Here is a 26307-nt window from a genome sequence, read left to right on the forward strand (position 1 = left end):
TTTCTCCTTTGAAATGGGGGAAGAACTGGTGGTCTGTGATGCCGTGCAGAATTGCCCTGAAGGTCAAGTTGGTACCCCTGTAGGGGCTCTAGGGATCGAAAAAAGCCGACATGCCCTAGCCTCGCGGGTGGCCTCCTGGGCGCTGGCCCGAGCTAAATGCTGTGATGCCAGTCACGTTTGCTCGCTACAAAAAAGGTGACATGAACAAGCGTGCAAGTCAACCGTTCATGTTCGCTTTTTTCACGTTTCGTTGATGCGGCATTCGAGCCCGGGCACCTATCCTTTTGAACGATTGACTTGAACGGATGTCCCTGTCACAGTGGACATCGCCGTGACCCACATCACGATGACGCAACCTGGCCCCGGATCCAGCGAAGCATTCGGACGGCAGATCGCGCGCCTTAAGAAAGGGTTCAAAAACTATGGCTACTACCAGCAACTCTCAGCCCTTGGCACCTATGGCAGGGGAAAAGATCGACTTCTGGCCGATTAAGTCCATGAAGCCTATGAAGGACGAATGGCAACGGTTGCACTGCAGATTCATCAATGCCGATCCAGTAGGCAGCTGGGATGATTTCATACTCTCGGAGTGGGAACTGAGGTCCTGCGGTTGGGAAGACTTCCACCCGCATAGCGAGACAAACTTCGTTCTGGAAGGTGAGCTCCACGTGGAGAGTGAGGGCAAGACTGTCATCCTGAAGCCGGGCGATTCAGCTCGCGTTAATCCCGGCCAGCTCGGCCGATACTGGGCCCCGGTCTACGCACGCATGGTCACGATGTACGGACCCAATCCCGAAGGTCTGAAGTCGCACTCCTTCCGATACTTCGAAATATAAACCCGAGTAGCACACAGATCGTCGAACCACTGACGAAGCGTTCGTCTCAAAGGCGTCGCAACCATCAAGCTTGGCAGGAAGAGCAATCACCAAGGCTCACCTGGAGCAGTTCAACCTGTGACCCTTGGGTGTCTGCGAACTAAGAAACAGCGGCAGCGAACCCTTATCTCCGCCTCGTGTCTGCACAATCGGGAACCCCCTTCAGCCTCACGGGTGATTCATACCCAGCCACCCACTTTTTGATCACTTAGAGGTGCCTGGCAAAGGCAAGTGCCCGCGTCACCCCTACCAGCAGAATTCTTTAGTTTTCACCGCTATTCAAAGGAGAATTTTATGAGTGAAAATAGCTTGGATACAGCCAATCACCTGAAAAGAACAATCGACTGGAAGCAGGGGCTGTCCATTTCACTGGGCGTGCCCCTGCTGATATTGCCGTCGCTGGGTTATATCCCACTGTATCTATCTGCCGCGGCAATCCTCGTCTGGGGATTATCAGTCATTCAGGGCTTCATGCAAAACGCCGCGTATGCTGAAATGGCCACAACCTTCCCTAAGGCCTCAGGCCTTCCGGGCTATGCCCAGCACATATTTCGCACTGAGAACTACAAGGGCAAGTATGACAAGGGCAAGCTGATCGGTGGCTTCAGCGCCTGGAGCTACTGGTTTGCCTGGAACCCGGTGCTGGCAATCTTCGCCATCCTGGTCGGCGGCTACCTGCATGGGCTGTTTCCGGTGCTGGCTGGGACATTCACCGAGTATCAGCTCTCGTTGATCTCGGGCTTGGTAATTTTCGCCGGACTGTTCGTGATCAACTGGTTCGGTCTCAAGGACGGCGCCATCCTGGGTTACATCCTTGCGGCAGTTTCCCTGATACCGCTCATAATCCTGACCGTCGCGCCTTTTGCCACCGGCCATGTCGACCTGGACAACATCACCGGCAGTTGGATGCCGGCTGATTGGGCCTGGGATATGCACCACATCCTGATTCTCTTTGGCATCTTCGCGATTGCACAGTGGAGCGCCTGCGGTTGGGAAACGGCCGCCATTTACGGCCCTGAATACAAAAACCCCTCCAAAGATGTTCCCAAAGCGCTCTTCGCCTGCGGCATTATCTGCTTCTTCTCATATGTCCTGGTGCAAGCTGCAGTAATCGGTGTGCTTGGCGTTGACGGCGTCATCGCCGAGCCGATTTCCCCCCTAATTCCAGTCGCCCAAGCGGTATTTGGCGGGACGGGCACGACCATCACGATCATCGTGTTGATTGCGGCCATGATACTCATCATCCAAACCGCATACCTGGGTTCCTCGCGCGCTCTGCACTCCATGTCAACCGAGAACAACCTTCCCAAGATCTTTGGCAAAACCAACCGCCACGGAACCCCGTTCATCGCCTTGCTCGTCACCGCAGCGTTCAACATGGTCCTCATTTCGATGGGCTCCATGACGGCAATTCTTGCGGCTGCCGCGATCGGTTACACCTGTGCCAACGGCATCAGCCTGTTCGCCTACGTCAAGGCCAAAAAACATCCGGCATTGGCAAACCTGGAAAGACCCTTCAAAGCACCCAAGGGATGGAAACGTGTCGCCATGCTCTTCGGACTGTTTAATCTGCCCTTGTGCCTGATCGGTGTCGTCTATCTCAACAGCCTGGAAATTGGCTGGGCGCCAACCTGGCTCGGCTTTATAGTACTGGCAGTCTATATACCCATCTGGTTCTACTCTCAGCACGAATCAAGGCGGACGAAACAAGAACCATCCCCTGCTCGCTCTTCAGACGATGTCGAAGATCTCGAAAAACTTCCAATTCCATAAGCAATACTCACGACTACAAGAAAGTTTAGGACCGCAGGCGGCTTCAACTGCTCATCGCAATGCCGATGCTCGCACACCGTCGCTCATTCAGGACCTTTGGAAAAATATAAGTTTTTCGTACCTAGTTATCATCGTGAAAATCGCCGAGGTGCCTGGTTGCGTTTTGCCCGGAGCCGGGTAAAGCGCGACCAGGCCTTCGGCTGCCGCAAGGGTGGACAAATGTGACGCCGAGACCGAGGCTGGACGGGACTCGGTTCTGGATTCGCGTCGAGCTGGCTCGCGGCGAGCCTGAGGCTTGGCATCGATTCGAGCTCCCGGGCTCCCTGGCTCCGAGCCAAGTACACCAGGTCCTGAATGCAGGCTTTGACTGGCGTTCCAGCTCCACAAACTTGGGGGAAATCAAAGCAGCGGAACCGCCGGCGGAGGCGACGACGTCACTCCCCACGTGATGGTTCACTTTTCGACCGCTACCGACAGCTTCACTCGAAATTTCGGGGCGAGGTTATACCGGTAGAACGCAGGCCGCGCGTTGCTGCGAGCACCGCGAGGTCGTGGATGAGTTGTTGTATCTCGAGGTCGCGGTTTCGCGGTGGCGGGATTTGTGACAGTTGGACAAATTCCCCGGGGCGAAGAAGAACAAGCGGTCGGCCTGGTGACGGCATCGCAGTAACCTCGAGGACGACTGGATCATCGGGCTCTACTTTTCCCACACAGACTCTCCCTTATCGCGTTTCCTTTGCTGTTCCAGGGGTGTCGCGCACTTTGCGCACCGCGCTGCAGTTCGGACACAGACCACTTGGACTTCGCTGGGGCCTGCACAGTGTCGCCGCTCGGTTTGTATCTGGGTCAGCTAAGCCTCCATCGTCCGGCCCGGAACGGGTAGGAGAAATCCCAATTTAGGATTGTTTAAACCACCCTTTTGAGCGGGGGCACGGCCGGACCGTCGCCGCCCCGAAACTGACTTCCGCGCTGGCCTCCGGCAATTGGAGCGATGCGCTCCACGAATTGGACCGGCTGCTAAAAAGGCTGGACTATATGATTTATGCGCGATACCTTTGCTACAGCAAACACGATATGTGATGCCACTCACACCGCAAAGCCTGGGGATGAGTGCCGCAGCCTCGCCGAAGGCAGGCGCAACGGTAACCCGCCCAGCGAAAACAGAAAGGAAAGACCATGACCGCCTTCCTTGACTCCATCGATATTCACGTCACTAGTCGCCGCGTCCTGGACGAGCGCCTCAATGAAGCCGTGAAGACGCTCCAGGAGCTGGCAATGCTTACGGGCGATCACGGTATCTTGGTCGTTCGCAACCGGCCGGGACACTATACGGCCGCGCTCTCAGACCAGGTTCCATTCGGCATGACGCACGAAGTCGTTCGCTAGTTCTGTCTTGTCCAGAGGCTTTTGGGGCCGGCCGTGCGATGCACAGCGCAGCTGACCCGCCGTGGCGCAAAAGAAGGAATAGAACATGTTCAAGGAGGCAACCGGGGGAAGGCGCTTGTTCCCGGGCCAGCAGCCTGTCCATGAGTGGGCTACCCTGCAGCAAGGGGACTGTGTTCAAGTGTGGTCCAACGGTTCATTCCTTTACCCAGCCTTTGTAGATGACTGCGCCGACAACGGCCAGGTGATCTGGGTCATCGAGCACGGCACCGGCTCTCGCCGTCTATTTGTTCGTGATGATCCCGTCACCCTGTACACCAGCTAAGACCCAATTCCGTCCAACTGCGGTCGAATACCCCCCAATCAAGGAAGTCAGCATGCCCGTTGCAACCCCAGAGATCTACTCCGAGATGATCGACCGCGCGAAGGCAGGCGGCTTCGCTTACCCGGCCGTGAACGTGACTTCCTCGCAGACCCTGAACGCCGCACTGCGCGGTTTCGCCGAGGCTGAGTCCGACGGCATCGTCCAGGTTTCCACCGGCGGTGCCGCCTACTGGTCCGGCGCCTCCACCAAGGACATGGTGGCCGGTTCCCTGGGCTTTGCAGCCTTCGCCCGCGAGGTGGCCAAGAACTACGGCGTGAACATCGCGCTGCACACCGACCACTGCCCCAAGGACAAGCTGGACGGCTTCGTCCTGCCGCTGCTGGCCGCCTCCGAGGCTGAGGTCAAGGCCGGCCGCAACCCGCTGTTCAACTCCCACATGTGGGACGGCTCCGCCGAGACGCTGCAGGAGAACCTCCGCATCGCCCGCGAGCTGCTGGAGCGTACCGCCGCCGCCAAGATGATCCTCGAGGTTGAAATCGGCACCGTGGGCGGTGAAGAGGACGGCGTTGAGAACGAGATCAACGAAAAGCTCTACACCACCGTTGAGGACGCCCTGGCCACCGTTGAGGCCCTGGGTGCCGGCGAGAACGGCCGCTACATCACCGCGCTGACCTTCGGCAACGTCCACGGCGTCTACAAGCCCGGCGGCGTCAAGCTCCGCCCGGAGATCCTCAAGGACATCCAGGCCCAGGTGGGTGCGAAGATCGGCAAGGAAAACCCGTTCGACCTGGTGTTCCACGGCGGCTCCGGCTCCTCGGACCAGGAAATCGCTGACGCCGTGTCCTACGGCACCATCAAGATGAACATCGACACCGACACCCAATACGCCTACACACGTCCGGTGGCCGACCACATGTTCAAGAACTACGACGGTGTCCTGAAGGTGGACGGCGAAGTGGGCAACAAGAAGACCTACGACCCCCGCGTCTGGGGCGCCTCGGCAGAAGCAGGCCTCACAGCCCGCGTCGTGGAGGCCACCAAGCAGCTCGGCTCGGCCGGAAAGAAGCTGTAGCCATGGACCGCCATCAGCGGAATAACCTCATGGAGGCCGAGGTCACCCTGCTCGCCGAGTTGGAGCCATGTGCTGCGAAGCGTCAAAGACCAGCGCCACGGGTTGGACCGTCTCCTGCTGACCGGGATGAAGGCGCCCCCTCCACGCGACAGCCCAAGCCGGCCAGCGAGCGGGAGGTAGACGGCAAGCGGCTGATTGACGGCTTTGACGGGGTGCTCGCGGACCTGGACGGCGTCGTCTATACCGGACCGCAGGCGATCGACGGCGCCACCGAAGCACTCGACAGGCTCGCCGGCGAGGGCAAAAGCCTGGCGTACGTGACCAATAACGCTTCGCGCTCACCCGAGGAGGTTGCTGCCCATCTGCGCGAACTAGGAGCACCTGCCACCGCTGAGCAGGTCTTCGGATCTGCCTTGGCCGGTGCAGAACTGCTGGCTGGCGAGGTTCAGCGCGGTGCGTCTGTACTCGTCGTCGGCAGTCGGGTCCTCGCGGACTCCGTTCGGTCACAAGGACTCATCGTCGTACCCACTTCGGATGACCGGCCAGACGCAGTCATTCAGGGGTTTTCCCCCGAACTCGGTTGGAAAGACCTGGCAGAAGCTGCCTACGCGATCACGGCGGGCGCTACATGGGTAGCTACGAACCTGGACATGACTCTTCCGCAGGAGCGGGGGTTCGCTCCCGGAAACGGATCACTGGTGGCAGCGGTTACCGCCGCCACCGGAAAAGTGCCCCTGGTGGCAGGAAAACCAGAAGCAGCCCTGTTCGAGACGGCAGCGCGCCACTCAAGCGTCAAGCGCCCTTTGGTTGTTGGCGATCGACTGGACACCGACATTCTGGGCGGAAACCGCGCAGGTATGGCTACAGTCCTCGTCCTCACGGGCGTCGATTCAGTCCAAACGGCACTCGTTGCCCCCGTAGACGAGCGCCCAAGCTACGTGATCCGCTCCCTGCGCGAACTCTACGAGGAGTACCCAGCAGTCACAGCCGAGGACGGCGCCTACTCCTGCGGCGGGGCAGTGGCCAGGGTGTCGGGTTCCGCGCTGAGCATCAACGGCCCTGAAGATGACCTCAACAGCTGGCGGGCAGCCTGCGCCGCATGGTGGGCGGCCCACGCTGATACGGCACCCGCCGCTAAACCGGAGATCGTGTTCAATCCGGTTCTTCGACAGCCAGGCTGAGTCGGTCCACCCCGTGCATGGCGTCGGCCGCCCTGACGAGGGTCAAGTGTGAGAATGCCTGGGGAAAGTTACCGGCCATCCGACCTTCATCGCTTGCGTACTCTTCGCTCAGCAGGCCGAGCTCGTTTGCGAGCCCCACGAGTTTGTCCATCAAGGTCTTTGCCTCGCCGTGCCGACCTGTGCGTGCGTATTGTTCCACCAGCCAGAATGAGCATGCGAGGAAAGGGTGTTCGCCCGGCTCCAAACCATCAACGCCGCTCTCTGTCCGGTAGCGGAGCAAAAGGCCGTCGCCGGTCAGGAGTTCCTGTTCCAACCGTGCGACCGTGCCGAGCATGTGGTCGTCGTTGTACGGAAGGAAACCGACCTGGGGCATCACCAGTAACGCCGCGTCTGTTTGAGTTCCACCGTAGGTTTGGGTGAATGAGCCGATGCTCCTGTTGAATCCCTCGCGCATGATCTCCTCACGCAACCGGTCACGAAGGTGCTCCCACTTCTCCACATCGCCAGTCAGCCCGTGCAGCCGTACCGCCCGGACCGCGCTGTTGAAGGCGGCCCACATCATGACTCGGGAGTGGGTGAAGTATTGTGCTTCGCCGCGCATCTCCCAAAGCCCGAAGTCCCTATCATCGATATGCTTTTCGACGAAGCCCAAGAGTGCCTGCTGAAGTGCCCAGGAGAAATGGTCTTCTTTTCCTCCGGCCATACGCAGTCTCTCCAGGGCCACCATTACTTCACCAACAACATCTGCTTGGAACTGCGATACGGCGGCGTTGCCAATGCGCACTGGCTTAGAGTCGGCATAGCCAGGAAGGTGGGTAAGTTCGCGTTCCGGAAGTTCCCGCTCGCCCCCGACCCCGTACATGATCTGCATTTGCTCAGGGTCACCGGCGAGGGCACGAAGGAGCCAGTTGCGCCACTGAAGCGCCTCGGTTTCATAGCCGTGAGTCAGCATGGACTCCAATGTCAGGGCTGCGTCGCGCAACCAGCAGTACCGGTAGTCCCAGTTCCGCGGTCCCCCGAAATCCTCGGGGAGGGACGTCGTGGGCGCTGCGACGATGCCGCCGGTTTCCATGTGCGTGAGGGCGCGAAGTACCAACAACGAACGCTTAACCGCGCCTCCATAGGCACCGTCTTGTCTGCAGTGGCTTCCCCAACGGCTCCAATACTCGGTAGCCACTTCGAGGGCAGCATCTACGTCCGTTGCTGCAGGCAAGGGGCGGTGCGAAGGGAACCACGTTAGTTCGAAATCCACCGTCTCGCCCTCGGAGATGAGGAACGTTCCTTCATGTCCGTGCGCATGGGCTTGTGGCAGATGGGGGCCTCTCAGCGCGAAAGCATCCGGACCTGCCATTGCCAACAGAACCAACGATGCTGTCGACCCACTGTCGATAACACGGCTCATCCACGGTAGGACAGTGGAATATCCTGGCCGGATCCGGAGTTCTTGCCGCATTTCCATGCTCCCGGCCAAACCTGTGACACGGCGGACTAAGGACGAACTGCTGTCTCCCAAGGGCATGAAATCCGTCACCAGGATTCGTCCGTCGGAAGTTTCCCACATCGTTTGCAGCACAAACGTTGATTCGACGTAATGCCGGTCGACAACCACAGCACCTGAATCGCTGGGGGCTAACAGCCAGTGACCGTGTTCATCAGAACCTACAAGCCGGCTGAACACAGACGGTGAATCGAAGCGCGGGAAACAAAGCCAGTCCACGCTGCCTTCCCGGGAGACGAGAGGACCGGTCTGAAGATCCGAAAGCAACGCGTAATCCTCTATGAGTGCAGCCATGTCGACACTTTTTCACATTTCAGCCTTGCCCTGCAGTATGAACGTGAATCCAGCCGGTCCCACCGCTGAAGCGGACGTCACCGCGGCAAGCAGTGCACCGCCATTTTCCCTGAAACCATTGCCGTTCAGCTGTACTGCGGCAGGGGCTGATTTCCGGACAATCAGCTTCAGCGCTGGACTGCACCATTGCAGCCAACATGCCCCGGATATCGGTTTCGTAGTTGTCCAACGCGTGGAAGTCGCGCAGTTCGCATAGGCGCCCGTACAGGCATGCCCTGTCGTGCAACCAACGGGCAATCGCAAGCACCGCCTCGTCGTTGACCGAAACAGTCAAGACCGGGGGAGTGGAATCCGCTGCCGGGCAGGCTAGGGGCGTTGGGAGGTCCTCGAACGAGCCCTCGGCCAAGTCGTTGATAATGGCGGTCATCGGTGCTCCTTTGCGCCGTTTTGTTTCCTTGCCTCTAATTGCGCGGCGGCCGAGGCAGGCACCTGAAAAAGTCGGGCTGCTCGACGGGCACAAGCGGGACTACGAGCCACTGGCCGCCGTAAAATTCGACGTACGAATCCGAGGGGCATCGTGCGTAAGCTTCTTCTCGTGTCATGTCCGTGTCTGCCTTTCTTGCTGGTGCATGGTTGTTGGAGGGTCATGCGGAAGGTAATCCATACGCGAACTGTCCGCCAAAACAAGCAGTTCAGATGTGATTCCGATCACCACTTTCTCTGTACCAGCAACTCTACGGCACTATAAAACATCTAGTCCAGTCTTTTTTATGGCTTAATCTTGCTGAATGAATGGCTACTAGGCCTGGACGGCTCGCCGTTGGACGCCTCACCGCGCGACGCCGTCCAACCCGATCCTGTTCCGATATCTCGAAGCCGATGCCAAGTTCAAGAAGTACGACGCCGTGAAACTGAAGCTCACGCCGCATTGAAGGATCGGCGGCCTGAGAGCTGCACGCCGGCTCTTAGCTCCCTGAGCATCGACTCCCACATTGATCCGCCTTACAGTCCGAGATGCGGCGCCACCAGGTCGCGGCCTCCAGTACTTATCAGCGCGGTCGCCAGCACGTGTTTATACCTAAGAATGCTGGGAGCATGCGCTAGAAGTATTCGGAACACATGAGCCTCCCTGCCGCAACGGCAGGGAGGCTCATGAAACGGGTGGAGCGGTGTACTCGGCGTCAGCCGGCGTAGGGGTCTGCGATGCCGATGTATTGGGTGGTGGTGTATTCGGCGATGCCTTCGGTGCCGCCTTCGCGACCGAGGCCTGATTGTTTGACGCCGCCGAAGGGTGCGGCGGCGTTGGAGATGACGCCTGCGTTGAACCCGACCATGCCGAACTCAATTTGCTCGGCTACCCTGAGCAACCGGTTGAAGTCGCGGCTGTAGAGGTAGGACGCGAGGCCGTACTCGGAGGCGTTGGCGAGGTTGATGGCTTCTTGCTCGGTTCGGAAGGTAGTGACGGGGGCGACGGGGCCGAAGATTTCCTGGCCCAGGATCGCGGCATCGTTGGGGACATTGGCCAGGACGGTGGGCTGGTAGAAGTAGCCTGGCCCGTCCACGGGAGCCCCACCGGTGACAGCGACGGCACCGGCGTCAACGGCGGCACTCACCAAAGCGTGGACGTCGTCACGGGCGCCGGCGTCGATGAGCGGGCCCACCTGGGTGGCTGGGTCGGTGCCACGGCCGGTGGCCAGGGCGCCCATGGCGGCGGCGAACTTCCGGGTGAACTCGGCGGCGACGGATTCGTGGACGAGGAACCTGTTGGCGGCGGTGCAGGCTTCGCCCATGTTCCGCATCTTGGCTGCCATGGCCCCTTCGACTGCTTTGTCGAGGTCGGCGTCCTCGAAGACGATGAACGGGGCGTTCCCGCCGAGCTCCATCGAGGTGCGCAGCACGTTCTGCGCGGCATCGGCCATCAGGCGTTTGCCCACCGGGGTGGACCCGGTGAAGGAGACCTTCCGCAGCCGGGAGTCCTTCAGCAGCGGCCCGGAAATCCCCGACGCGGACGAGGAGGCGACGACGTTCAATACCCCGGATGGCAGGCCCGCGTCGAGCATGGTCTGCGCGAAGTACTGGGCCGTCAACGGAGTGAGCTTGGCGGGTTTGAGGACCATGGTGCATCCCGCTGCCACGGCCGGGGCGACCTTGCGGGTGGCCATCGCGAGCGGGAAGTTCCAGGGGGTGATGAGCAGGCAGGGCCCGACAGGTTTGTGCTGGACCAGGATCTTGTTCTTGCCCTCAGGAGAAGTGAGGTAGCGGCCGTAGTCACGGACGGTTTCCTCCGAGAACCAGCGCAGGAACTCCGCCCCGTACGTGACCTCGCCGCGGGCCTCGGCCAGCGGCTTGCCCATCTCCAGCGTCATGAGCAGCGCGAAGTCCTCGGCGCGTTCGGTGACCAGGTCGAAGGCCCGGCGGAGGATCTCCGCCCGGACCCGTGGTGCGGTCCGCGCCCAGGAAGCCTGCGCCGCGTCGGCCGCGTCCAAAGCCGCAACGGCGTCCTCACTCGTGGCCGAGGCGAGGGTGGCGAGCACCTCCCCGGTGGCAGGATCGTCCACGTCGAACGTGCCGCCGTCGGACGCGTCCACCCACTCGCCGTTGATCAACAGGCCGGTCGGGACCGACGCCAGCAGCGCGGCCTCACGCTCCGGCGAGACGGCAGGGGGCAGCGCAGAAGTAACTGTCATGGGGGAAGTCCTTAAGAGTCAGTAGCTGGCGCGGGTGTCGTCGCCGGCTTTGGGGATGTACTGCGCGGCGAGGGCTTCGGAGCCGCGCGCGAGGAGTGCGACGTCGGCACCCACCAGGATGAAATCAGCGCCGTGGTCCAGGTAATGCCGGGCGGTATCCGGGTTGAAGGCGTTCACGCCCGCGGGCTTCCCGGCCGACTTCGCGGCCGCAAGGCAATGCTCGACGGCGGCCCGCACCTCCGGGTGTTCCTGCTGTCCCAGCAGGCCCATCGAGGCGGCGAGGTCGGACGGGCCGATGAAGACCGCATCCACGCCGTCCACCTTCAGGATGTCCTCGACCGCGTCCACGGCGGCGGTGGACTCGATCTGGACCGTGACGCTGATGGTCTCGTTGGCCCGGGCCAGGTAGTCCGGCACCCGGTTCCAGCGGGCGGCCCTGGCCAGGGCCGAACCCACGCCGCGGACGCCTTCGGGCGGGTAGCGGGTGGCCGCCACCGCGGCCTCGGCTTCGGCAACGGAGTTGACCATGGGGATGAGCAGGTTCTGCACGCCCAGGTCCAGGTACTGCTTGATCACCACGGTGTCGTTCACCGGCGGCCGGACCAGGGCGTGGATGGGGTAGCCGTAAATGGCCTGGAGCTGGGCGAGGATGGACTCGAGCCCGTTGGGGCTGTGTTCGGCGTCCACCAGGAGCCAGTCCAGGCCGGACCCGGCGCAGAGTTCGGCGATGAGAGGGCTGCCCGAGCACACCCACATCCCGGCCAGCGGCCGGCCTGCTTCACCTTTTTGTGCGGCAAGGGCGTCGCGGAAGGTGTCTTCTATTCGAAGCGGCATGTGACACTCCCCAGGGGTCCGTAGTCGGCGTGCACGGTGTCGCCCTTGTAGACCCACATGGGGCGGGTGAAGGAGCCGGCCAGGATGATGTCCCCGGCCTTGAGTGAATCGCCGTGCGCTGCGATCTTGTTGGCCAGCCAGTGGACGCCGTTTGCCGGGTGGTCCAGGACGCCGGCGGCCACGCCGGTTTCCTCCACGGTCTGGTTCTTGTAGAGGATGGCGGAGACCCAGCGCAGGTCCACCGCGTCAGGCTTGACCGGGTTCCCGCCGATCACCATGGCACCCATCGCGGCGTTGTCCGAGATGGTGTCCACGATGGTTCGGCCCTCCATTTCGATCCTGGAGTCCAGGATCTCGAGGGCCGGGACCACGTAGTCGGTGGCTTTCAGGACATCGAAGATGGTGACGCCGGGGCCCTTGAGCCCGTCCTTGAGGACGAACGCCAGCTCCACCTCCACCCGCGGGTGCGTGTAGCGGTCCCACTGGACCGAGCAGCCGGTGTCCAGCACCATGTCGTCGAAGATGGCTCCGTAGTCCGGTTCAGTGATGCCGGTGGCGGCCTGCATTGCCTTGGACGTGAGGCCGATCTTGCGCCCCACCAGGGTCCTGCCGGCTTCCTCGTTGCGGCGCCGCCACAACTGCTGCACGGCGTAGGAATCCTCCACGGTCATGCCCGGGTACCGGGCCGTCAGGAGGGGAACAGGGGTGCGGGTCCGGCCGGCTTCCACCAGCTCGTCCGCGATGGCCTCAATCGTCGTCGGCTCCAGCATGGGTTAGACCTGCGCTCCCAGCTTGAACCCCGTCCGGTCACCTTCCGGCGAGCCCTCCTTGCGGGTGTAGGAGAAGCCGTCGGCGCCGACGGTCACTGCCATCTCGGACTTTTCCTCGCGTTCAATGACCGGCTGGGGGTTGCCGTCCAGGTCCAGGACCAGGGAGGCCTCGGTGTACCAGGACGGGACCACGGGGTTGCCCCACCAGTCGCGGCGCTGGTTGTCGTGGACGTCCCAGGTGATGGTGGGGTTGTCGGGGTCGCCGGTGTAGTAGTCCTGGGTGTAGATCTCGATGCGGTGGCCGTCCGGGTCCAGGATGTAGAGGTAGAACGCGTTGGAGACGCCGTGCCGGCCGGGCCCGCGCTCGATCCGGTCGCTGATGCGCAGGGCGCCCATCTTGTCGCAGATCTGGATGATGTTGTGCTTCTCGTGCGTGGCGAACGCGACGTGGTGCATGCGCGGGCCGTTGCCGCCGGTCAGGGCGGTGTCGTGCACGGTCTGCTTGCGGTGCATCCACGCGGCGTACGTGACGCCGTCGGAATCCTTGATGTCCTCGGAGACGCGGAAGCCCAGGTCCTCCAGGTACTTGCGGCCGCGGGGGACGTCCGGGGTGACCTGGTTGAAGTGGTCCAGGCGGACCAGTTCGCCGGCGGAGTAGAGGTCGTAGCGCTGGGTTAGGCGCTCCACGTGCTCCACGTCGTAGAAGAACTCGTACGGGAAGCCCAGTGGATCCTCCACGCGGACGGAATCGCCCACGCCCTTGGTGAAGCCTTCCTTGCGGCGCTCCACCCGGCAGCCCAGTTCCCTGTAGTAGGCCTCGGCGGCGTCCACCTCTGCAGGGGACTTTACCCGGTAGGCGAAGGCGGCGACGGCGGCCACCGGCCCCTTGCGGAGGACCAGGTTGTGGTGGATGAACTCCTCCAGGGACCGCAGGTAGATCGCGTTCTCGTCCTCTTCGGTGACGTGCAGGCCCAGGACGTCCACGTAGAACTCGCGGGACCTGGCGAGGTCGGTGACCACGATCTCCATGTAGGCGCAGCGGACGATGTCCGGTGCCGGGACAGTGGGGGTGGGAACGAAGTTGGTCATGGTGTGCTCTCTTCTTTGAGTGGGGAAGTAGGTTCTAGCCCTCGTTGGCGGCGGAGTCTTCGACGCTGCCGAACTTGGGGGTGTGGACGGTGCCCAGCGTGATGTGCACGGCCTGCTGGTCGGTGTAGAAATCGATGGAGCGGTAGCCGCCCTCGTGGCCCAGGCCGGAGGCCTTGACGCCGCCGAACGGGGTGCGCAGGTCGCGGACGTTGTGGCTGTTCAGCCACACCATGCCGGCCTCGACGTTCTGGGAGAAGTTGTGCGCCCGGGTCAGGTTCTGGGTCCAGATGTAGGCGGCCAGGCCGTACTTGGTGTTGTTGGCCAAGGCGAGGGCTTCGTCGTCGTTCTCGAACGGGGTGATGGCCACCACCGGTCCGAAGATCTCCTCCTGGAAGATCCGGGCGTCGGGGGCGACGTCGGCGAACACGGTGGGTGCGATGTAGTTGCCTTCGGGCAAGTGGTCGGGGCGGCCGCCGCCGGCCAGGAGCCGGCCTTCGGACTTGCCGATCTCCACGTAGGAGGCCACCTTTTCGTAGTGCTCCGGGTGGACCAGGGCGCCCACCTGGGTCTTGGGATCGTGGGGATCGCCCACCACGATGTTCTTGGCCCGGGCGGCGTACTTCTCGCAGAACTCGTCGTAGACGGCCCGCTCCACCAGGATGCGGGAGCCGGCGGTGCAGCGTTCCCCGTTGAGGGAGAAGACCCCGAACAGGGCCGAATCGATCGCGGCGTCCAGGTCGGCGTCGGCGAACACGACGCAGGGGGACTTGCCGCCCAGTTCCATGGAGAGGCCCTTGAGGTTGGCCGCCGCGTTCCGGAAGATCGTCTGGCCGGTGGTGGTCTCACCGGTGAAGGAAATCAGGGGCACGTCCGGGTGCTTGACCAGGGCGTCGCCGGCTTCCTCGCCCAGGCCGTTGACCAGGTTGAAGACGCCGTCGGGCAGGCCGGCTTCCTTGAAGATGGTGGCCCACAGCGAGGCGGACAGCGGGGTGAACTCGGCCGGCTTCAGGACCACGGTGTTGCCGGTGGCCAGGGCCGGGGCGAGCTTCCAGGACTCCAGCATGAACGGGGTGTTCCACGGCGTGATCAGGCCGGCCACGCCGATCGGCTTGCGGTTCACGTAGTTGATCTGCGAGCCGGGGACCTTCATGGCGTCGTCGAACTGGGCCACGATCAGGTCCGCGAAGAACCGGAAGTTCTCGGCCGCGCGCAGGGCCTGGCCCTTGGCCTGGGTGATCGGCAGGCCGGTATCGAAAGTTTCCAGTTCAGCCAGGCGTGCTTCCTGCGCTTCGACGGCGTCAGCGATCCGGTTCAGGACGCGGGCCCGCTCGCGGGGCTTCATCTTCGGCCACGGGCCGTTCACGAAAGCTTCGCGGGCGGCTGCAACGGCCAGGTCGATGTCCTCTTTCTGGCCCGCCGCGGCGGTCGCATAGTTGCGGTTGGAAACAGGATCCAGGACGTCGAAGGTCTTCCCGCCCACGGAGTCAACGAACTCGCCGTTGATGTAGTGCTGGATATGGGCGGGCAGGTCCTTGGGCACGTAGTGCCGGGAGGTTTCTACGGAGGTCGTCATCGTTGATGTCCTTACTGGTGCTTTGCTTGGGCGAGGTATGCGTCCAGGGTGGCCGCCCGGTGCTGGCGGGCGGCTTTTTCGATGGTGTCCGGATCGGCGCCGGATTCGATAAGCTGCAGCAGCCCTTCGTGCTCCTCCACCGATTCGCGGGCCCGGCCGGGGACGAAGCGGAACGTGGAGGACCTCAGTGCAGCCAGCCGGTTCCAGCCGCGGTGGACCAGGTCCAGGATGTGCGGGTTGGGGCAGTGCTCAAAGAGGACGCTGTGGAAGTCCTGGTTCAGTTGGGTAAAACGGACGGGGTTGAAGTGTTCCAGGCATTCGCGCATTTCCTCGTTCACCGCGCGGGCCCGGGCGATGGCCACCGCATCGATCAGCGGGGCGGACAACGCGGTGGCCGCACCCTCCACGATGCTGAGTGTTTGCATGGTGTACAGGTATTCGGTGGGGTCGATGCCGGCTACGGTGGCGCCCACGTTGCGTTCGAACTTCACCAGGCCTTCGGCCTCCAGTCGGCGGATGGCTTCGCGGACCGGGACCACACTGAAGCCGAGGTCCTTGGCGATGGTGCCCAGCACCAGCCGGTAGCCGGGGGTATAGGTGCCCTCAACGATCCGCGCCTTGACGGCCTGGTACGCCTGTTCGGACTTGCTTCCGGGAGCGGCCACTTCGGCCAGGTCGGTCAGTGCCTCAGTCATCAGCTTTTCCTGCCTCCCATTCCTTGTACCTGGCCTGCCATTCGGCGTTCATCGGGTACAGGCCGTCCACACTGTTGCCCTCCTTGACCATTTCGAAGATGAAGGCTTCTTCCTTCTCCTGTTGGATACAGTCGTCCACGAGTTCCTCGGCGATGGCCGGCGGGATGACCAGGATGCCGTCGGCGTCCGCCACGATGATGTCTCCGGGCTGGACGGTGGCGCCGCCGCAGGCGATGGTGATGTCCGTGTCCCAGGGGATGTGGCGGCGGCCGAGTACCGCGGGGTGCGGGTTGGCGAAGTAGGTGGGCATGACCAGCCCCGCCACGGCAGTGAAGTCGCGGACGCCGCCGTCAGTGATGATGGCTGCGGCCCCGCGGACCTGGGCGCGGAGGGCCAGGATGTCGCCGACGGTGCCGGTGCCCTTCTCGCCGCGGGCCTCCATCACCAGGATTTCGCCTTCGTTGACCGAGTCGATGGCCTTCTTCTGCGCGTTGAAACCGCCGCCGTGGGTCTTGAAGAGGTCCTCGCGGTTGGGGACGTAGCGCAGGGTCCGGGCCAGGCCCACCACCTTCCGGTCCGGGCGGGTGGCCTGCAGCCCGTCGATGCTGACGTTGTTCAGGCCGCGCTTTCGCATCTGCGAGGACAGGGTGGCGGTGGCCACGGACTCCAGCTTGGCCTTCAGCTCAGGGGAGAGGGAAGGCACAGGGGAGAGGGAAGGTGCGGCGGCCTCCGCAGCAGGTGCCAGCCCGGCGGCCTCGCGGGAACCGTACGCTTCCTCGCGCTGCAGGTCATCAACCTTGGGCCCGGCACCAAAGTCCCCGAACGGCGTCGTGCCTTCCTCCACGGTGGTGGCCAGCCGGCCTGTGGTGAGGTTCCCGGCGGAAACTTCCACCTCGAGCACATCGCCGGGCTTGGCCACGGAGGCGCCGGCGGGGGTGCCGGTGAGGATGATGTCGCCCTCTTCGAGGGTAAGCAGCTGGGACAGGTCCGCCACCAGGCGGGCGAACGGGAAGAGCAGGTCCTCCGTGGTGTCGTCCTGGACCAGGTCGCCGTTGTGCCAGGTGCGGATGCGCAGCCTCGCGGGGTCGACGGCGTCTGCCGGGATCAGAGCCGGGCCCACCGGGGTGAAGCCGTCCCCGCCCTTGGACCGGAGGTTGGACCCTTTGTCCGCCCAGCGGAGGTCGTACACACCCAGATCGTTGCTGGCGGTGACGGCGGCAACGTGGCTCCATGCGTCCTCGATACTGACGCGGCGGGCCGCCTTGCCGATGACCAGGGCAATCTCGCCCTCGTAGCCGAGCAGTTCACAGCCTGCCGGCCGCTCCACCCGGCCGCCCGTCAAGGCCAGAGAGCTGGAGGGCTTGAGGAAGTAGGAGGGCTGGGCGGGGGTGCGGCCGCGCTGGGCCGCACGGCTGGGGTAGTTGATGTGCACCGCAATGACCTTGCGGGCTGATGCCAGCGTGTCCTCGTTGACCTGCTCCAAAGCTTCTCCTTATCAGGTACGAAATCGTATACGATCACTATTCACCCGTGGCCCGCCGTTCGTCAACCCCTCTTTTCCTACGAAGTTTCCGCGCGAGTGGAGCCACTTGTCGCCCGCGTCACATCGGGCGTACAGTGGATGCCAAGTTCCAGCGTTTCCATTATCGAATCACTTGTTCTGATATAGAACAGCCCAGCCGCCACAAAGAAGTGAGGAATACCGTGCAGTTCCACCACCACGGCTACGTATCCGGCGACCCGCGCGTCCAGCCGGCCGCCGGCGTCGGCATCAACCGCCCCGAAGAACTTCCGAATGAAGTGGATGTGCTGATCGTCGGCACAGGCCCCGCCGGCATGCTCGCCGCCGCACAGCTTTCGATGTTCCCCAACGTCACCACGCGCATTATCGAGCGCCGTCCCGGACGGCTGGCCATCGGCCAGGCGGACGGCATCCAGGCGCGCAGCGTCGAGACATTCCAGGCGTTCGGCTTTGCCGAGAGGATCACGGCCGAGGCCTACCGGATTACCGAGATGGCCTTCTGGAAGCCGGACCCGGCCAACCGTGCCAACATCATCCGTTCCGCCCGGGCGGTGGATGACGAGACAGGCATCAGCGAGTTCCCGCACCTCATCGTCAACCAGGCCCGCGTCCTGGACTATTTCGCGGAATTTGCCGCCAACTCGCCCTCACGCCTGAAGCCGGACTACGGCTACGAATTCCAGGGCTTGGAGGTCGCGGACAGCGGTGAATACCCTGTCGCCGTGACCCTGCTCCACACTTCCGGGCCCAATGAGGGGCAGGAGCGCATTGTCCGGGCCAAGTACGTGGTAGGTGCCGACGGCGCTCGCAGCAAGGTGCGCCAGGCCATCGGCTGCACCCTCGCCGGCGACCAGGCCAATCACGCCTGGGGTGTCATGGACACGCTTGCCGTCACTGACTTCCCGGATATCCGCACCAAGTGCGCAATCCAGGGCGAAAAAGGCAGCATCCTGCTCATCCCGCGCGAAGGCGGACACCTGTTCCGCATGTATGTGGACCTGGGAGAGGTGGACCCCGCCACCCACCACGCGGTGCGGAACACCAGCATCGACGACATCATCCGCAAGGCGAACGAGATCCTCCACCCCTACACCCTGGGCGTCCGCAACGTGGCCTGGCACAGCGTGTACGAGGTGGGCCACCGCCTCACGGACCGGTTCGACGACGTCCTGCCGCAGGACCGCGGCACCCGCACCCCCCGCGTCTTCATCACCGGCGATGCCTGCCACACCCACAGCGCCAAGGCCGGCCAGGGGATGAACGTGTCCATGCAGGACGGCTTCAACATCGCGTGGAAGCTGGGCCATGTCCTGGAGGGCCGCAGCCCCGAAAGCCTGCTGGCCACCTACTCCGCCGAACGCCAGGTGGTGGCGAAGAACCTGATTGACTTCGACAAGGAATGGTCATCCATGATGGCCAAGAAGCCCGAAGAATTCGAACACCCCTCCGACCTGGAAGACTTCTATGTCCGCACCGCCGAATTCCCGGCCGGGTTCATGACCCAGTACGCCCCGTCCCTGATTGTCGGGACCGACGACCACCAGGACCTGGCCGCGGGCTTCCCCGTGGGTAAACGCTTCAAATCCGCCCCCGTGGTGCGGGTGGCGGACACCAACCCGATCCACCTGGGCCACCACGCCACCGCGGACGGGCGCTGGCGGATCTACGTGTTTGCCGACGCGGCGCAGCCGGGGACCGGTTCCGCCACCGACCTGCTGGCCGAATGGTTCACCAACTCACCGGGATCACCGCTGGCTGCCACCCCTGCCGGGGTGGACCCGGATGCATGGTTCGACCTGAAGGTCATTTACCAGCAGGGGCACACCGCCGTCGACATCAACCAGGTTCCCGCGGTGTTCAAGCCGCAGGTGGGCCCGTTCAAGCTGACCGACTACGAGAAGGTGTACGGCACGGACCCGAACGCGGACATCTTCGACCTCCGCGGCCTGGACCGCAACGGTGCCGTGGTGGTGGTCCGCCCGGACCAGTACGTGGCCAACGTCCTGCCGCTGACCGTCACCGCGGAACTGGGCGCGTTCTTCGCGCAGTTCCTGAAGCCGGGGCAGCAGCCGCGTCACGCCGTGGCGGCCGCCGCGCGGTAGTCGGCGGCTGCGTAGACGCCCAGGATCCGCACCTCGGTGGTGAAGAAGTCCAGTTCCTCGAGGGCCAGCTTCAGCGGCAGGTCCTCGGGGTGGCCTTCGACGTCGGCCATGAACATGGTGGCGGCGAATTCGTTGCCCACCATGTAGCTCTCCAGCCGGGTCATGTTCACGCCGTTGGTGGCGAAGCCGCCCAGAGCCTTATACAGGGCAGACGGGACGTTGCGCACGCGGAACACAAAGCTGGTGACTGCCGGTCCGGGAACCTCGTCCCGGGCCGGCAGTTCCTTTTCCCGTGCCAGGACCACGAAGCGTGTGGTGTTGGAGGGATCGTCCTCCACCCGGGACGCAAGGACCTCCAGGCCGTAGATCTGCGCGGCCAGCGGGGGAGCCAGGGACAGCTTGCGGGGATCATTCCACTCGGCCACTTCACGGGCGGATCCTGCGGTGTCACCCGCTATGACCGGCCGCAGGTTGGCCTCCCGGATCAGGCGCCGGCACTGGCCCAGGGCGTGGATGTGGCTGTGGACCTCGGTGGCCCCCTCGATGGTGCTGCCCGGAATGCCCAGCAGGTCGAAGTGGATGGGCAGGAAGTATTCGCCCACGATCTGCAGGTTGGATTGCGGCAGCAGGATGTGGATGTCCGCCACCCGGCCGGCGATTGAGTTCTCGATGGGGATCATGGCCAGGTCGGCCTCGCCGCCGGCCACCAGCTCGAAGGCGTCCTCAAAGCTGGCGCACGGCACGCTTTCCATGTCCGGGAACATCTGCTGGCAGGCAATATTGGAGTTGGCGCCGGGCTCACCCTGGTACGCAATCTTCTGGGGCATGATCCGTATGGTTTCACGGCCCGCCCCCGGTTGGGAAAACGGGCGCCGGTGCTAGGCGGGAGTGACGCGCAGCCAGAGATACTGCCGGGGGAGCAGCGTGACGCCTTCGCCCAGGTCCAGCGTCGCTTCCGAGAGAAGGTCGACGGCGGCCGGCAGGAATCCGCCGAAGGTCTCCGCTGGCAGCTGCCGGGAAGAGTCGCCGAAGTTGGCGAGGGCAAGGATCCGCGTCTGGCCGCCGTCGGCCGCGCTTGCCGGCCGCTGGTACCCCAGGATACTTCGGTTGTGGGTTTCGAAATCGAGCAGCGTGGTTCCGGCCAGCTCAGGGGCAGCTCCGCGGACTTCGATCATCCGCTTCAGCCCGGCGTGCACGGCGCCTTCCGGAGTGGAGGGGTCGTTTCGGCGGGCGTATTGTTCCACGGGGTAGTGCGGCCGGTGCACCCAGCGGCTGTCCCCTCCGTGGCCCGGCTCCTGCGCATAGTCGTAGTCATTGAGCTGGGCCACCTCGTCGCCCAGGTACAGCAGCGGGATGCCGCCGGTGCTGAAGGCAACCGAATGGGCCAGGAGGATCCGTTCCACCGCCTCGGCGGGGTTGACCTCCATGCCGCACAGTGACGCCGTCGTGCCCGAGATCCGGCAGTCGCCGGTGCGCGGGTTGTCCTGGAAGGGCACGCCGCGGGCGAAGCTGCCAGGAAACCGGTTGACGTAGAAGGAGTTCAGGAAGCGGCGGTGGTCGAAGCCGTTGATGCCCAGTTCCGCCGCGTCCTCGTCCGCGAAGGTCCAGCCGATGTCGTCGTGGCTGCGGACGTAGTTGACCCATGATGTGCCGGCCGGGATGTTGTGCCGCCGCTTCAGGGCCTGGGCCAGCAGCGAGGTGTCCCGCGTGGCCAGGGACTCCCAGATCAGCGCCATCTGCAGGGGGTTGTAGGAGATCTGGCACTCGGCGGGGTCGATGTAGAGCGCCACCTCGTCCGGATGCACGATGGCCTCGGATTTGAAGAGCAGCGACGGCGCCGCCAGACGGCACACCGCGTTGAAGGCGCGCAGCAGGGTGTGCGCCTCGGGCCGGCTCTCGCAGGAGGTTCCCAGCTGCTTCCAGATGAAGGCCACGGCATCCATCCGAAGGATGTCCACGCCCTGGTTCGCCAGGAACAGCATTTCCCCGGCCATGGCGCGGAAAACGTCCGGGTTGGAGTAGTTCAGGTCCCACTGGTAGGTGTGGAAGGTGGCCCAGACCCACCGGCCGTCCGCCATCTGGATGAAGGACCCAGGGTGGTTTTCCGGGAAGATTTCACGCACGTTCTGTTCGAAGGCGTCCGGCATGGTTCGGTCCGGGAAAATCCAGTAGTAATCGCTGTATTCGGGGTCGCCGGCGGCTGCCTTGCGGGCCCACTCGTGCTCGTCCGAGGTGTGGTTGAAGATGAAGTCAACCACCAGGCTGATCCCGTTGCTGCGCAGGTCCGCCGCCAGGGACCGCAGCTGCTCCATGGTTCCGAGCTTCGGGTTGACCTCCCGGTAGCTGGACACCGCGTAGCCGCCATCGGAATGCGGCTCGGGAGCCAGGAACAGCGGCATGAGGTGGAGGTAGGTCAGGCCCAGCTCCTTGAAGTACGGGATCCGGGCGCGGACCCCCTCCAGGCTTTCCGCGTACCGGTCCACGTAGCAGACGCCGCCCAGCATGGTGTTGGACTGGAACCAGCCGCTGTCGCCTTCGCGCCCGGCGTCCAGGTCCTTCAGTCCGGGCGGGCGCTCCTGCCAGGACCTTGCCGCCTGGACAATGAGGGCTGCCAGCTGGTCCTGCCAGTCCGGCCGCGAGCTGTACAGGGAGCCGAAGAGATCCGCCAGCAGGGGCAGGGTCCGGTCCAGGCGGCGGTCGAAGGCCGGGTCCGGCAGCAGCCCGTTGCCCCGTTCACGGGACAGAGCTGCCAGCACGTGCTCCAGCGGCGTTTCGTCCACCCTGGCGGTCTCCTGCATAGCGCGTTGCCCTTCCTGCGTCCGCCGGCGGTTCCGGCTTGCCTCTACGGAAGTATTCCACGTCACACCCAATACACTGGGCACCATGTCATGCCGCATCAGCGAACTGGTCCTCAACTGCGACGACCCAGAGAGGCTCGCCCGGTTCTGGTGCGGCGTCCTGGGCTACGTGGAGCTCGACCGTGAGGACGGGGCAATCGAAATCGGTCCCGCCACCGGGTTCGGGGGCTGCAGCCCACCATCATCCTGAGCCCCAGCAGCAATCCGCGGACCGGAAGGCTGCCGCTGCACATCGATGTCAATCCTGTGGACCGGGACCAGGCCGCCGAACTGGAGCGGCTGCTCGCCCTTGGCGCCCGGCAGGCCGACGCGGGGCAGGCCGGCGACGAGCCGCGGCATGTCCTGCAGGATCCGGAGGGCAACGAATTCTGCCTCCTGCGGAAGCGGCTCGAGCCCCTGGGCTCGTAAGCCCGGCCGCGCCTAGAGCACGCTGCGGATTGCCTGCTCGAAGCTGGTGACGTGCTCCAGGGCGAGCTTGCCCGCCCGCTCCGCATCGCCGTCGGCAATTACCTCCAGTAGTTCCACGTGCTCGGAGACGTGCTCGGCCACGGACGGCACCTTGTCCAGAACCATGCACCAGATCCGGGTGGCGAGATTGTCGTAGCGGATCAGGACGTCTTCAAGATGGGCGTTTCCGGCCGCGCGGTAGATCAGCCGGTGCACCGTGATGTCGTACCGCATGAGGTCGTACGGATCCTCCGCGGTGGCCATTTTCGCAATCGACGCCGCGGTATCGCGCAGTTCCGCACGAAGGGCAGGCGTGGCCAGCTTGGCGGCGCGCCGCGCGGCCAGGGGCTCCAGCGATTCCCGGAGTTCCGAGACATCGGCGAGTTCGGTGATATCGACGATGGTGGCGAAGGTTCCGCGCCGCGGATAGGAGATCACCAGGTGGTCGCTTTCCAGCCGCTTGAGGGCTTCCCGGACGGGAGTCCGTCCGATTCCCATCTCGGCGGCCAGCTTGCCGTCATTGATGGCGTCCCCCGGCCGGATGTCCAGCATGATCAGCCGGTCCCGGAGATGCCGGTAGGCGCGCTCGGCCAGCGAGAGATCCCCTTCGATCTCCAGGTGGTTCTCCAGCATCAGGCTCATCAGGCGCTCTCCAAAAAGTTGCTGTTGACTGCTTAGTGACCTGCAACATACTATTGCGTTAGTTCTAATATATCAGTTACAGATCAGTTGTGGATCAGTAACCCAAGGGCTTTTCAAGGAGAACCATGCAGAACGTACTGAACGCCTCACTGGCCCAGGTCGACGCCGATGTAGCTGCCGCCGTAGCAAAGGAGCTGGAGCGGCAGCAGTCCACCCTCGAGATGATCGCATCGGAGAACTTCGCTCCGTCCGCCGTCATGGAGGCCCAGGGGTCTGTCCTGACCAACAAGTACGCCGAGGGCTACCCCGGGAAGCGCTACTACGGTGGCTGCGAGCACGTGGACGTCATCGAGCAGCTCGCCATCGACCGCGTCAAGGCCCTGTTCGGTGCGGAATTCGCCAACGTGCAGCCCCACTCCGGCGCGCAGGCCAACGCCGCCGCCATGTTCGCCCTGCTGAACCCGGGCGACACCATCCTGGGACTCTCCCTGGCCCACGGCGGCCACCTGACCCACGGCATGAAGATCAACTTCTCCGGCAAGCTCTACAACGTGGTCCCGTACCACGTCCGCGAATCCGACCTCCGTGTGGACATGGCCGAAGTGGAGCGCCTGGCCCTGGAACACAAGCCCAAGCTGATCGTGGCCGGCTGGTCCGCCTACTCCCGCCAGCTGGACTTCGCCGAGTTCCGCCGCATCGCCGACCTTGTGGGTGCCTACCTGATGGTGGACATGGCCCACTTCGCCGGCCTGGTGGCTGCAGGACTGCACCCCAACCCCGTCCCCTACGCGGACGTCGTCACCACCACCACCCACAAGACGCTCGGCGGCCCGCGCGGCGGCGTCATCCTCGCCAAGGAGGAATACGCCAAGAAGATCAACAGCGCGGTCTTCCCCGGCCAGCAGGGCGGCCCGCTGGAGCACGTTGTCGCAGCCAAGGCAGTAGCTTTCAAGCTTGCAGCCGCTCCCGAGTTCAAGGAACGCCAGGAACGCGTCCTGCAGGGCGCCCAGCTGGTGGCCGAACGGCTCCTGCAGCCGGACGTCGAGGCTGCCGGTATCTCCGTGGTCAACGGCGGCACCGACGTCCACCTGGTCCTGGTTGACCTGCGCAACTCCGAACTCGACGGCCAGCAGGGCGAGGACGCCCTCCACCAGATCGGCATCACGGTCAACCGCAACGCCGTTCCGTTCGACCCCCGCCCGCCGATGGTTTCCTCCGGCCTGCGCATCGGCACGCCGGCCCTGGCAGCCCGCGGCTTCGGCGCCGCAGAGTTCACCGAGGTCGCGGACATCATCGCGACGGCGCTGATTGCCGCAGCCGGCACGGGCACCCTCGCCGAGGACATCGCCGCCGAACTCCGCGGCCGGGTCACGGCACTGGCCGAAAAGTTCCCCCTTTACCCGCACCTCAACGATGACGCCGCCCTGGCCGCAGCAGAGGCTGACCTGATTGGAGCCGCCCAGTGAGCACCCACCAGCTTCCGGAGCACCCGGACTTCCTCTGGCGGAACCCGGAACCCAAGTCCTCCTATGACGCAGTGATCGTGGGCGGCGGCGGGCACGGCCTGGCCACCGCATACTTCCTGGCCAAGAACCACGGCATGACCAACATTGCCGTCCTGGAAAAGGGCTGGCTGGCCGGCGGCAACATGGCCCGGAACACCACCATCATCCGTTCCAACTACCTCTGGGACGAGAGCGCCGGCATGTACGAGCAGGCGCTCAAGCTGTGGGAAATCCTGCCGGAGGAGCTCGAGTACGACTTCCTCTTCAGCCAGCGCGGCGTGATGAACCTGGCCCACACCCTTGGTGACGTTCGCGAGAGCATGCGACGGGTAGGCGCCAACAAGCTCAACGGCGTAGACGCTGAGTGGCTGGACCCGCAGCAGGTCAAGGAACTCTGCCCCATCCTGAACGTCAGCGACAACATCCGCTACCCGGTCATGGGCGCTACCTACCAGCCGCGCGCCGGCATCGCCAAGCACGACCACGTTGCCTGGGCCTTCGCCCGCAAGTGTGACGAGATGGGCGTGGACATCATCCAGAACTGCGAAGTCACCGGCTTCCTGAAGGATGGCGACCGCGTGGTGGGCGTCAAGACCAACCGCGGCACCATCAACACCGAAAAGGTGGGCCTCTGTGCCGCGGGCCACAGCTCCGTCCTGGCCGAGATGGCCGGCTTCGAGCTGCCCATCCAGTCGCACCCGCTGCAGGCCCTGGTCTCCGAGCTGCACGAGCCGGTCCACCCCACGGTGGTCATGTCCAACCACGTGCACGTCTACGTCTCCCAGGCGCACAAGGGAGAACTCGTGATGGGTGCCGGCATCGACTCCTACAACGGCTACGGCCAGCGCGGCTCCTTCCACGTGATCGAGGAGCAGATGGCCGCCGCCGTCGAGCTCTTCCCCATCTTCGCCCGGGCCCACGTACTCCGGACCTGGGGCGGCATCGTGGACACCACCCTGGACGCGTCGCCGATCGTGGGCACCACCCCGGTGGAAAACATGTTCGTGAACTGCGGCTGGGGTACCGGCGGGTTCAAGGGAACTCCGGCCGCCGGAATGACCTTCGCCCACACCATCGCCACCGGCGCCCCGCACAAGCTGAACGCACCGTTCTCCCTGGAGCGCTTCGAAACGGGCGCCCTCATCGACGAACACGGCGCCGCCGCCGTAGCCCACTAGCCGC

The 26307-nt window shown here is 63.9% G+C and carries 21 protein-coding genes and 1 pseudogene; 10 read left to right on the forward strand and 12 right to left on the reverse strand.

The window, feature by feature from the left end:
• The first annotated feature begins 422 nt into the window (after positions 1 to 422).
• The 6 genes from AC5RU7_RS18250 to AC5RU7_RS18275 all read left to right on the forward strand — a co-directional run bounded on the left by AC5RU7_RS18250 (position 423) and on the right by AC5RU7_RS18275 (position 6609).
• Positions 423 to 836, forward strand: a complete 414-nt coding sequence (locus tag AC5RU7_RS18250; protein ID WP_494053425.1) for a cupin domain-containing protein — start codon at positions 423 to 425, stop codon at positions 834 to 836.
• A gap of 333 nt (positions 837 to 1169) precedes the next feature.
• The gene (locus AC5RU7_RS18255; protein WP_494053426.1) at positions 1170 to 2648 is read left to right on the forward strand and encodes an APC family permease; all 1479 of its coding nucleotides are present in this window, start codon (positions 1170 to 1172) and stop codon (positions 2646 to 2648) included.
• Between the two features lie 1176 nt (positions 2649 to 3824).
• A complete protein-coding gene (locus AC5RU7_RS18260) occupies positions 3825 to 4034 on the forward strand; it encodes a hypothetical protein (RefSeq protein ID WP_494053427.1) in 210 nt (69 codons plus the stop codon).
• Between the two features lie 85 nt (positions 4035 to 4119).
• Complete coding sequence (locus tag AC5RU7_RS18265; protein ID WP_494053428.1) at positions 4120 to 4356, forward strand: hypothetical protein; 237 nt, start codon at positions 4120 to 4122, stop codon at positions 4354 to 4356.
• Between the two features lie 52 nt (positions 4357 to 4408).
• Entirely contained in the window at positions 4409 to 5428 is a 1020-nt protein-coding gene (gene fbaA / locus AC5RU7_RS18270) for a class II fructose-bisphosphate aldolase (protein ID WP_494053429.1), read from the forward strand.
• 2 nt (positions 5429 to 5430) lie between these two features.
• Positions 5431 to 6609: an HAD-IIA family hydrolase gene (locus tag AC5RU7_RS18275; RefSeq protein WP_494053430.1), complete on the forward strand. Its 1179-nt coding sequence runs from the start codon at positions 5431 to 5433 to the stop codon at positions 6607 to 6609.
• Here the strand turns inward: AC5RU7_RS18275 and AC5RU7_RS18280 are convergent.
• The 9 genes from AC5RU7_RS18280 to AC5RU7_RS18320 all read right to left on the reverse strand — a co-directional run bounded on the left by AC5RU7_RS18280 (position 6581) and on the right by AC5RU7_RS18320 (position 17532).
• Positions 6581 to 8401 (reverse strand): glycoside hydrolase family 15 protein, encoded by a 1821-nt coding sequence (locus AC5RU7_RS18280; protein WP_494053431.1) that lies wholly within the window; start codon positions 8399 to 8401, stop codon positions 6581 to 6583. The genes AC5RU7_RS18275 and AC5RU7_RS18280 overlap by 29 nt on opposite strands.
• Before the next feature lie 19 nt (positions 8402 to 8420).
• Positions 8421 to 8828 carry a hypothetical protein gene (locus AC5RU7_RS18285; RefSeq protein WP_494053432.1) on the reverse strand — a complete coding sequence of 136 codons (408 nt, stop codon included), beginning with the start codon at positions 8826 to 8828 and terminating at the stop codon, positions 8421 to 8423.
• A gap of 754 nt (positions 8829 to 9582) precedes the next feature.
• Entirely contained in the window at positions 9583 to 11088 is a 1506-nt protein-coding gene (locus tag AC5RU7_RS18290) for an NAD-dependent succinate-semialdehyde dehydrogenase (protein WP_494053433.1), read from the reverse strand.
• Positions 11089 to 11106: 18 nt separating this feature from the next.
• A complete protein-coding gene (locus tag AC5RU7_RS18295; RefSeq protein WP_494053434.1) occupies positions 11107 to 11922 on the reverse strand; it encodes an HpcH/HpaI aldolase family protein in 816 nt (271 codons plus the stop codon).
• Positions 11907 to 12692 (reverse strand): 2-oxo-hept-4-ene-1,7-dioate hydratase, encoded by a 786-nt coding sequence (gene hpaH / locus AC5RU7_RS18300; protein WP_354175740.1) that lies wholly within the window; start codon positions 12690 to 12692, stop codon positions 11907 to 11909. The genes AC5RU7_RS18295 and hpaH overlap by 16 nt, the downstream gene beginning before the upstream one ends.
• A gap of 3 nt (positions 12693 to 12695) precedes the next feature.
• On the reverse strand, positions 12696 to 13781 hold the full coding sequence (gene hpaD, locus AC5RU7_RS18305) for a 3,4-dihydroxyphenylacetate 2,3-dioxygenase (RefSeq protein WP_494053435.1): 1086 nt from the start codon (positions 13779 to 13781) through the stop codon (positions 12696 to 12698).
• A 34-nt stretch (positions 13782 to 13815) separates the two neighbouring features.
• Entirely contained in the window at positions 13816 to 15354 is a 1539-nt protein-coding gene (hpaE, locus tag AC5RU7_RS18310) for a 5-carboxymethyl-2-hydroxymuconate semialdehyde dehydrogenase (protein WP_494053436.1), read from the reverse strand.
• 11 nt (positions 15355 to 15365) lie between these two features.
• Positions 15366 to 16049 (reverse strand): GntR family transcriptional regulator, encoded by a 684-nt coding sequence (locus AC5RU7_RS18315; protein ID WP_494053437.1) that lies wholly within the window; start codon positions 16047 to 16049, stop codon positions 15366 to 15368.
• Positions 16042 to 17532: a fumarylacetoacetate hydrolase family protein gene (locus AC5RU7_RS18320; protein WP_494053438.1), complete on the reverse strand. Its 1491-nt coding sequence runs from the start codon at positions 17530 to 17532 to the stop codon at positions 16042 to 16044. The genes AC5RU7_RS18315 and AC5RU7_RS18320 overlap by 8 nt, the downstream gene beginning before the upstream one ends.
• 221 nt (positions 17533 to 17753) lie before the next feature.
• Between AC5RU7_RS18320 and AC5RU7_RS18325 the strand changes: the two genes are divergently transcribed.
• On the forward strand, positions 17754 to 19673 hold the full coding sequence (locus AC5RU7_RS18325; protein ID WP_494053439.1) for an FAD-binding monooxygenase: 1920 nt from the start codon (positions 17754 to 17756) through the stop codon (positions 19671 to 19673).
• Here AC5RU7_RS18325 and AC5RU7_RS18330 read toward each other — a convergent pair.
• Together AC5RU7_RS18330 and AC5RU7_RS18335 are read right to left on the reverse strand one after the other, a co-directional pair.
• Positions 19646 to 20500: a prephenate dehydratase gene (locus AC5RU7_RS18330; protein WP_494053440.1), complete on the reverse strand. Its 855-nt coding sequence runs from the start codon at positions 20498 to 20500 to the stop codon at positions 19646 to 19648. The two genes, AC5RU7_RS18325 and AC5RU7_RS18330, sit on opposite strands and share 28 nt — an antisense overlap.
• Positions 20501 to 20551: 51 nt before the next feature.
• Positions 20552 to 22471, reverse strand: coding sequence for an alpha-amylase family protein (locus tag AC5RU7_RS18335; protein ID WP_494053441.1), 1920 nt, complete (start codon positions 22469 to 22471; stop codon positions 20552 to 20554).
• 85 nt (positions 22472 to 22556) lie between these two features.
• Between AC5RU7_RS18335 and AC5RU7_RS18340 the strand changes: the two are divergent.
• Positions 22557 to 22939, forward strand: a pseudogene (locus AC5RU7_RS18340) (VOC family protein).
• A 12-nt stretch (positions 22940 to 22951) separates the two neighbouring features.
• Here the strand turns inward: AC5RU7_RS18340 and AC5RU7_RS18345 are convergent.
• The gene (locus AC5RU7_RS18345; protein ID WP_494009753.1) at positions 22952 to 23620 is read right to left on the reverse strand and encodes a GntR family transcriptional regulator; all 669 of its coding nucleotides are present in this window, start codon (positions 23618 to 23620) and stop codon (positions 22952 to 22954) included.
• A 125-nt stretch (positions 23621 to 23745) separates the two neighbouring features.
• Here AC5RU7_RS18345 and glyA point away from each other — a divergent pair, with 125 nt between their 5' ends.
• Positions 23746 to 25086, forward strand: coding sequence for a serine hydroxymethyltransferase (glyA, locus tag AC5RU7_RS18350; protein ID WP_494053442.1), 1341 nt, complete (start codon positions 23746 to 23748; stop codon positions 25084 to 25086).
• Positions 25083 to 26303 carry a sarcosine oxidase subunit beta family protein gene (locus AC5RU7_RS18355; protein ID WP_494053443.1) on the forward strand — a complete coding sequence of 407 codons (1221 nt, stop codon included), beginning with the start codon at positions 25083 to 25085 and terminating at the stop codon, positions 26301 to 26303. The genes glyA and AC5RU7_RS18355 overlap by 4 nt, the downstream gene beginning before the upstream one ends.
• The last annotated feature ends 4 nt before the right edge of the window (positions 26304 to 26307 follow it).

The organism is Arthrobacter sp. K410C (assembly GCF_059090105.1).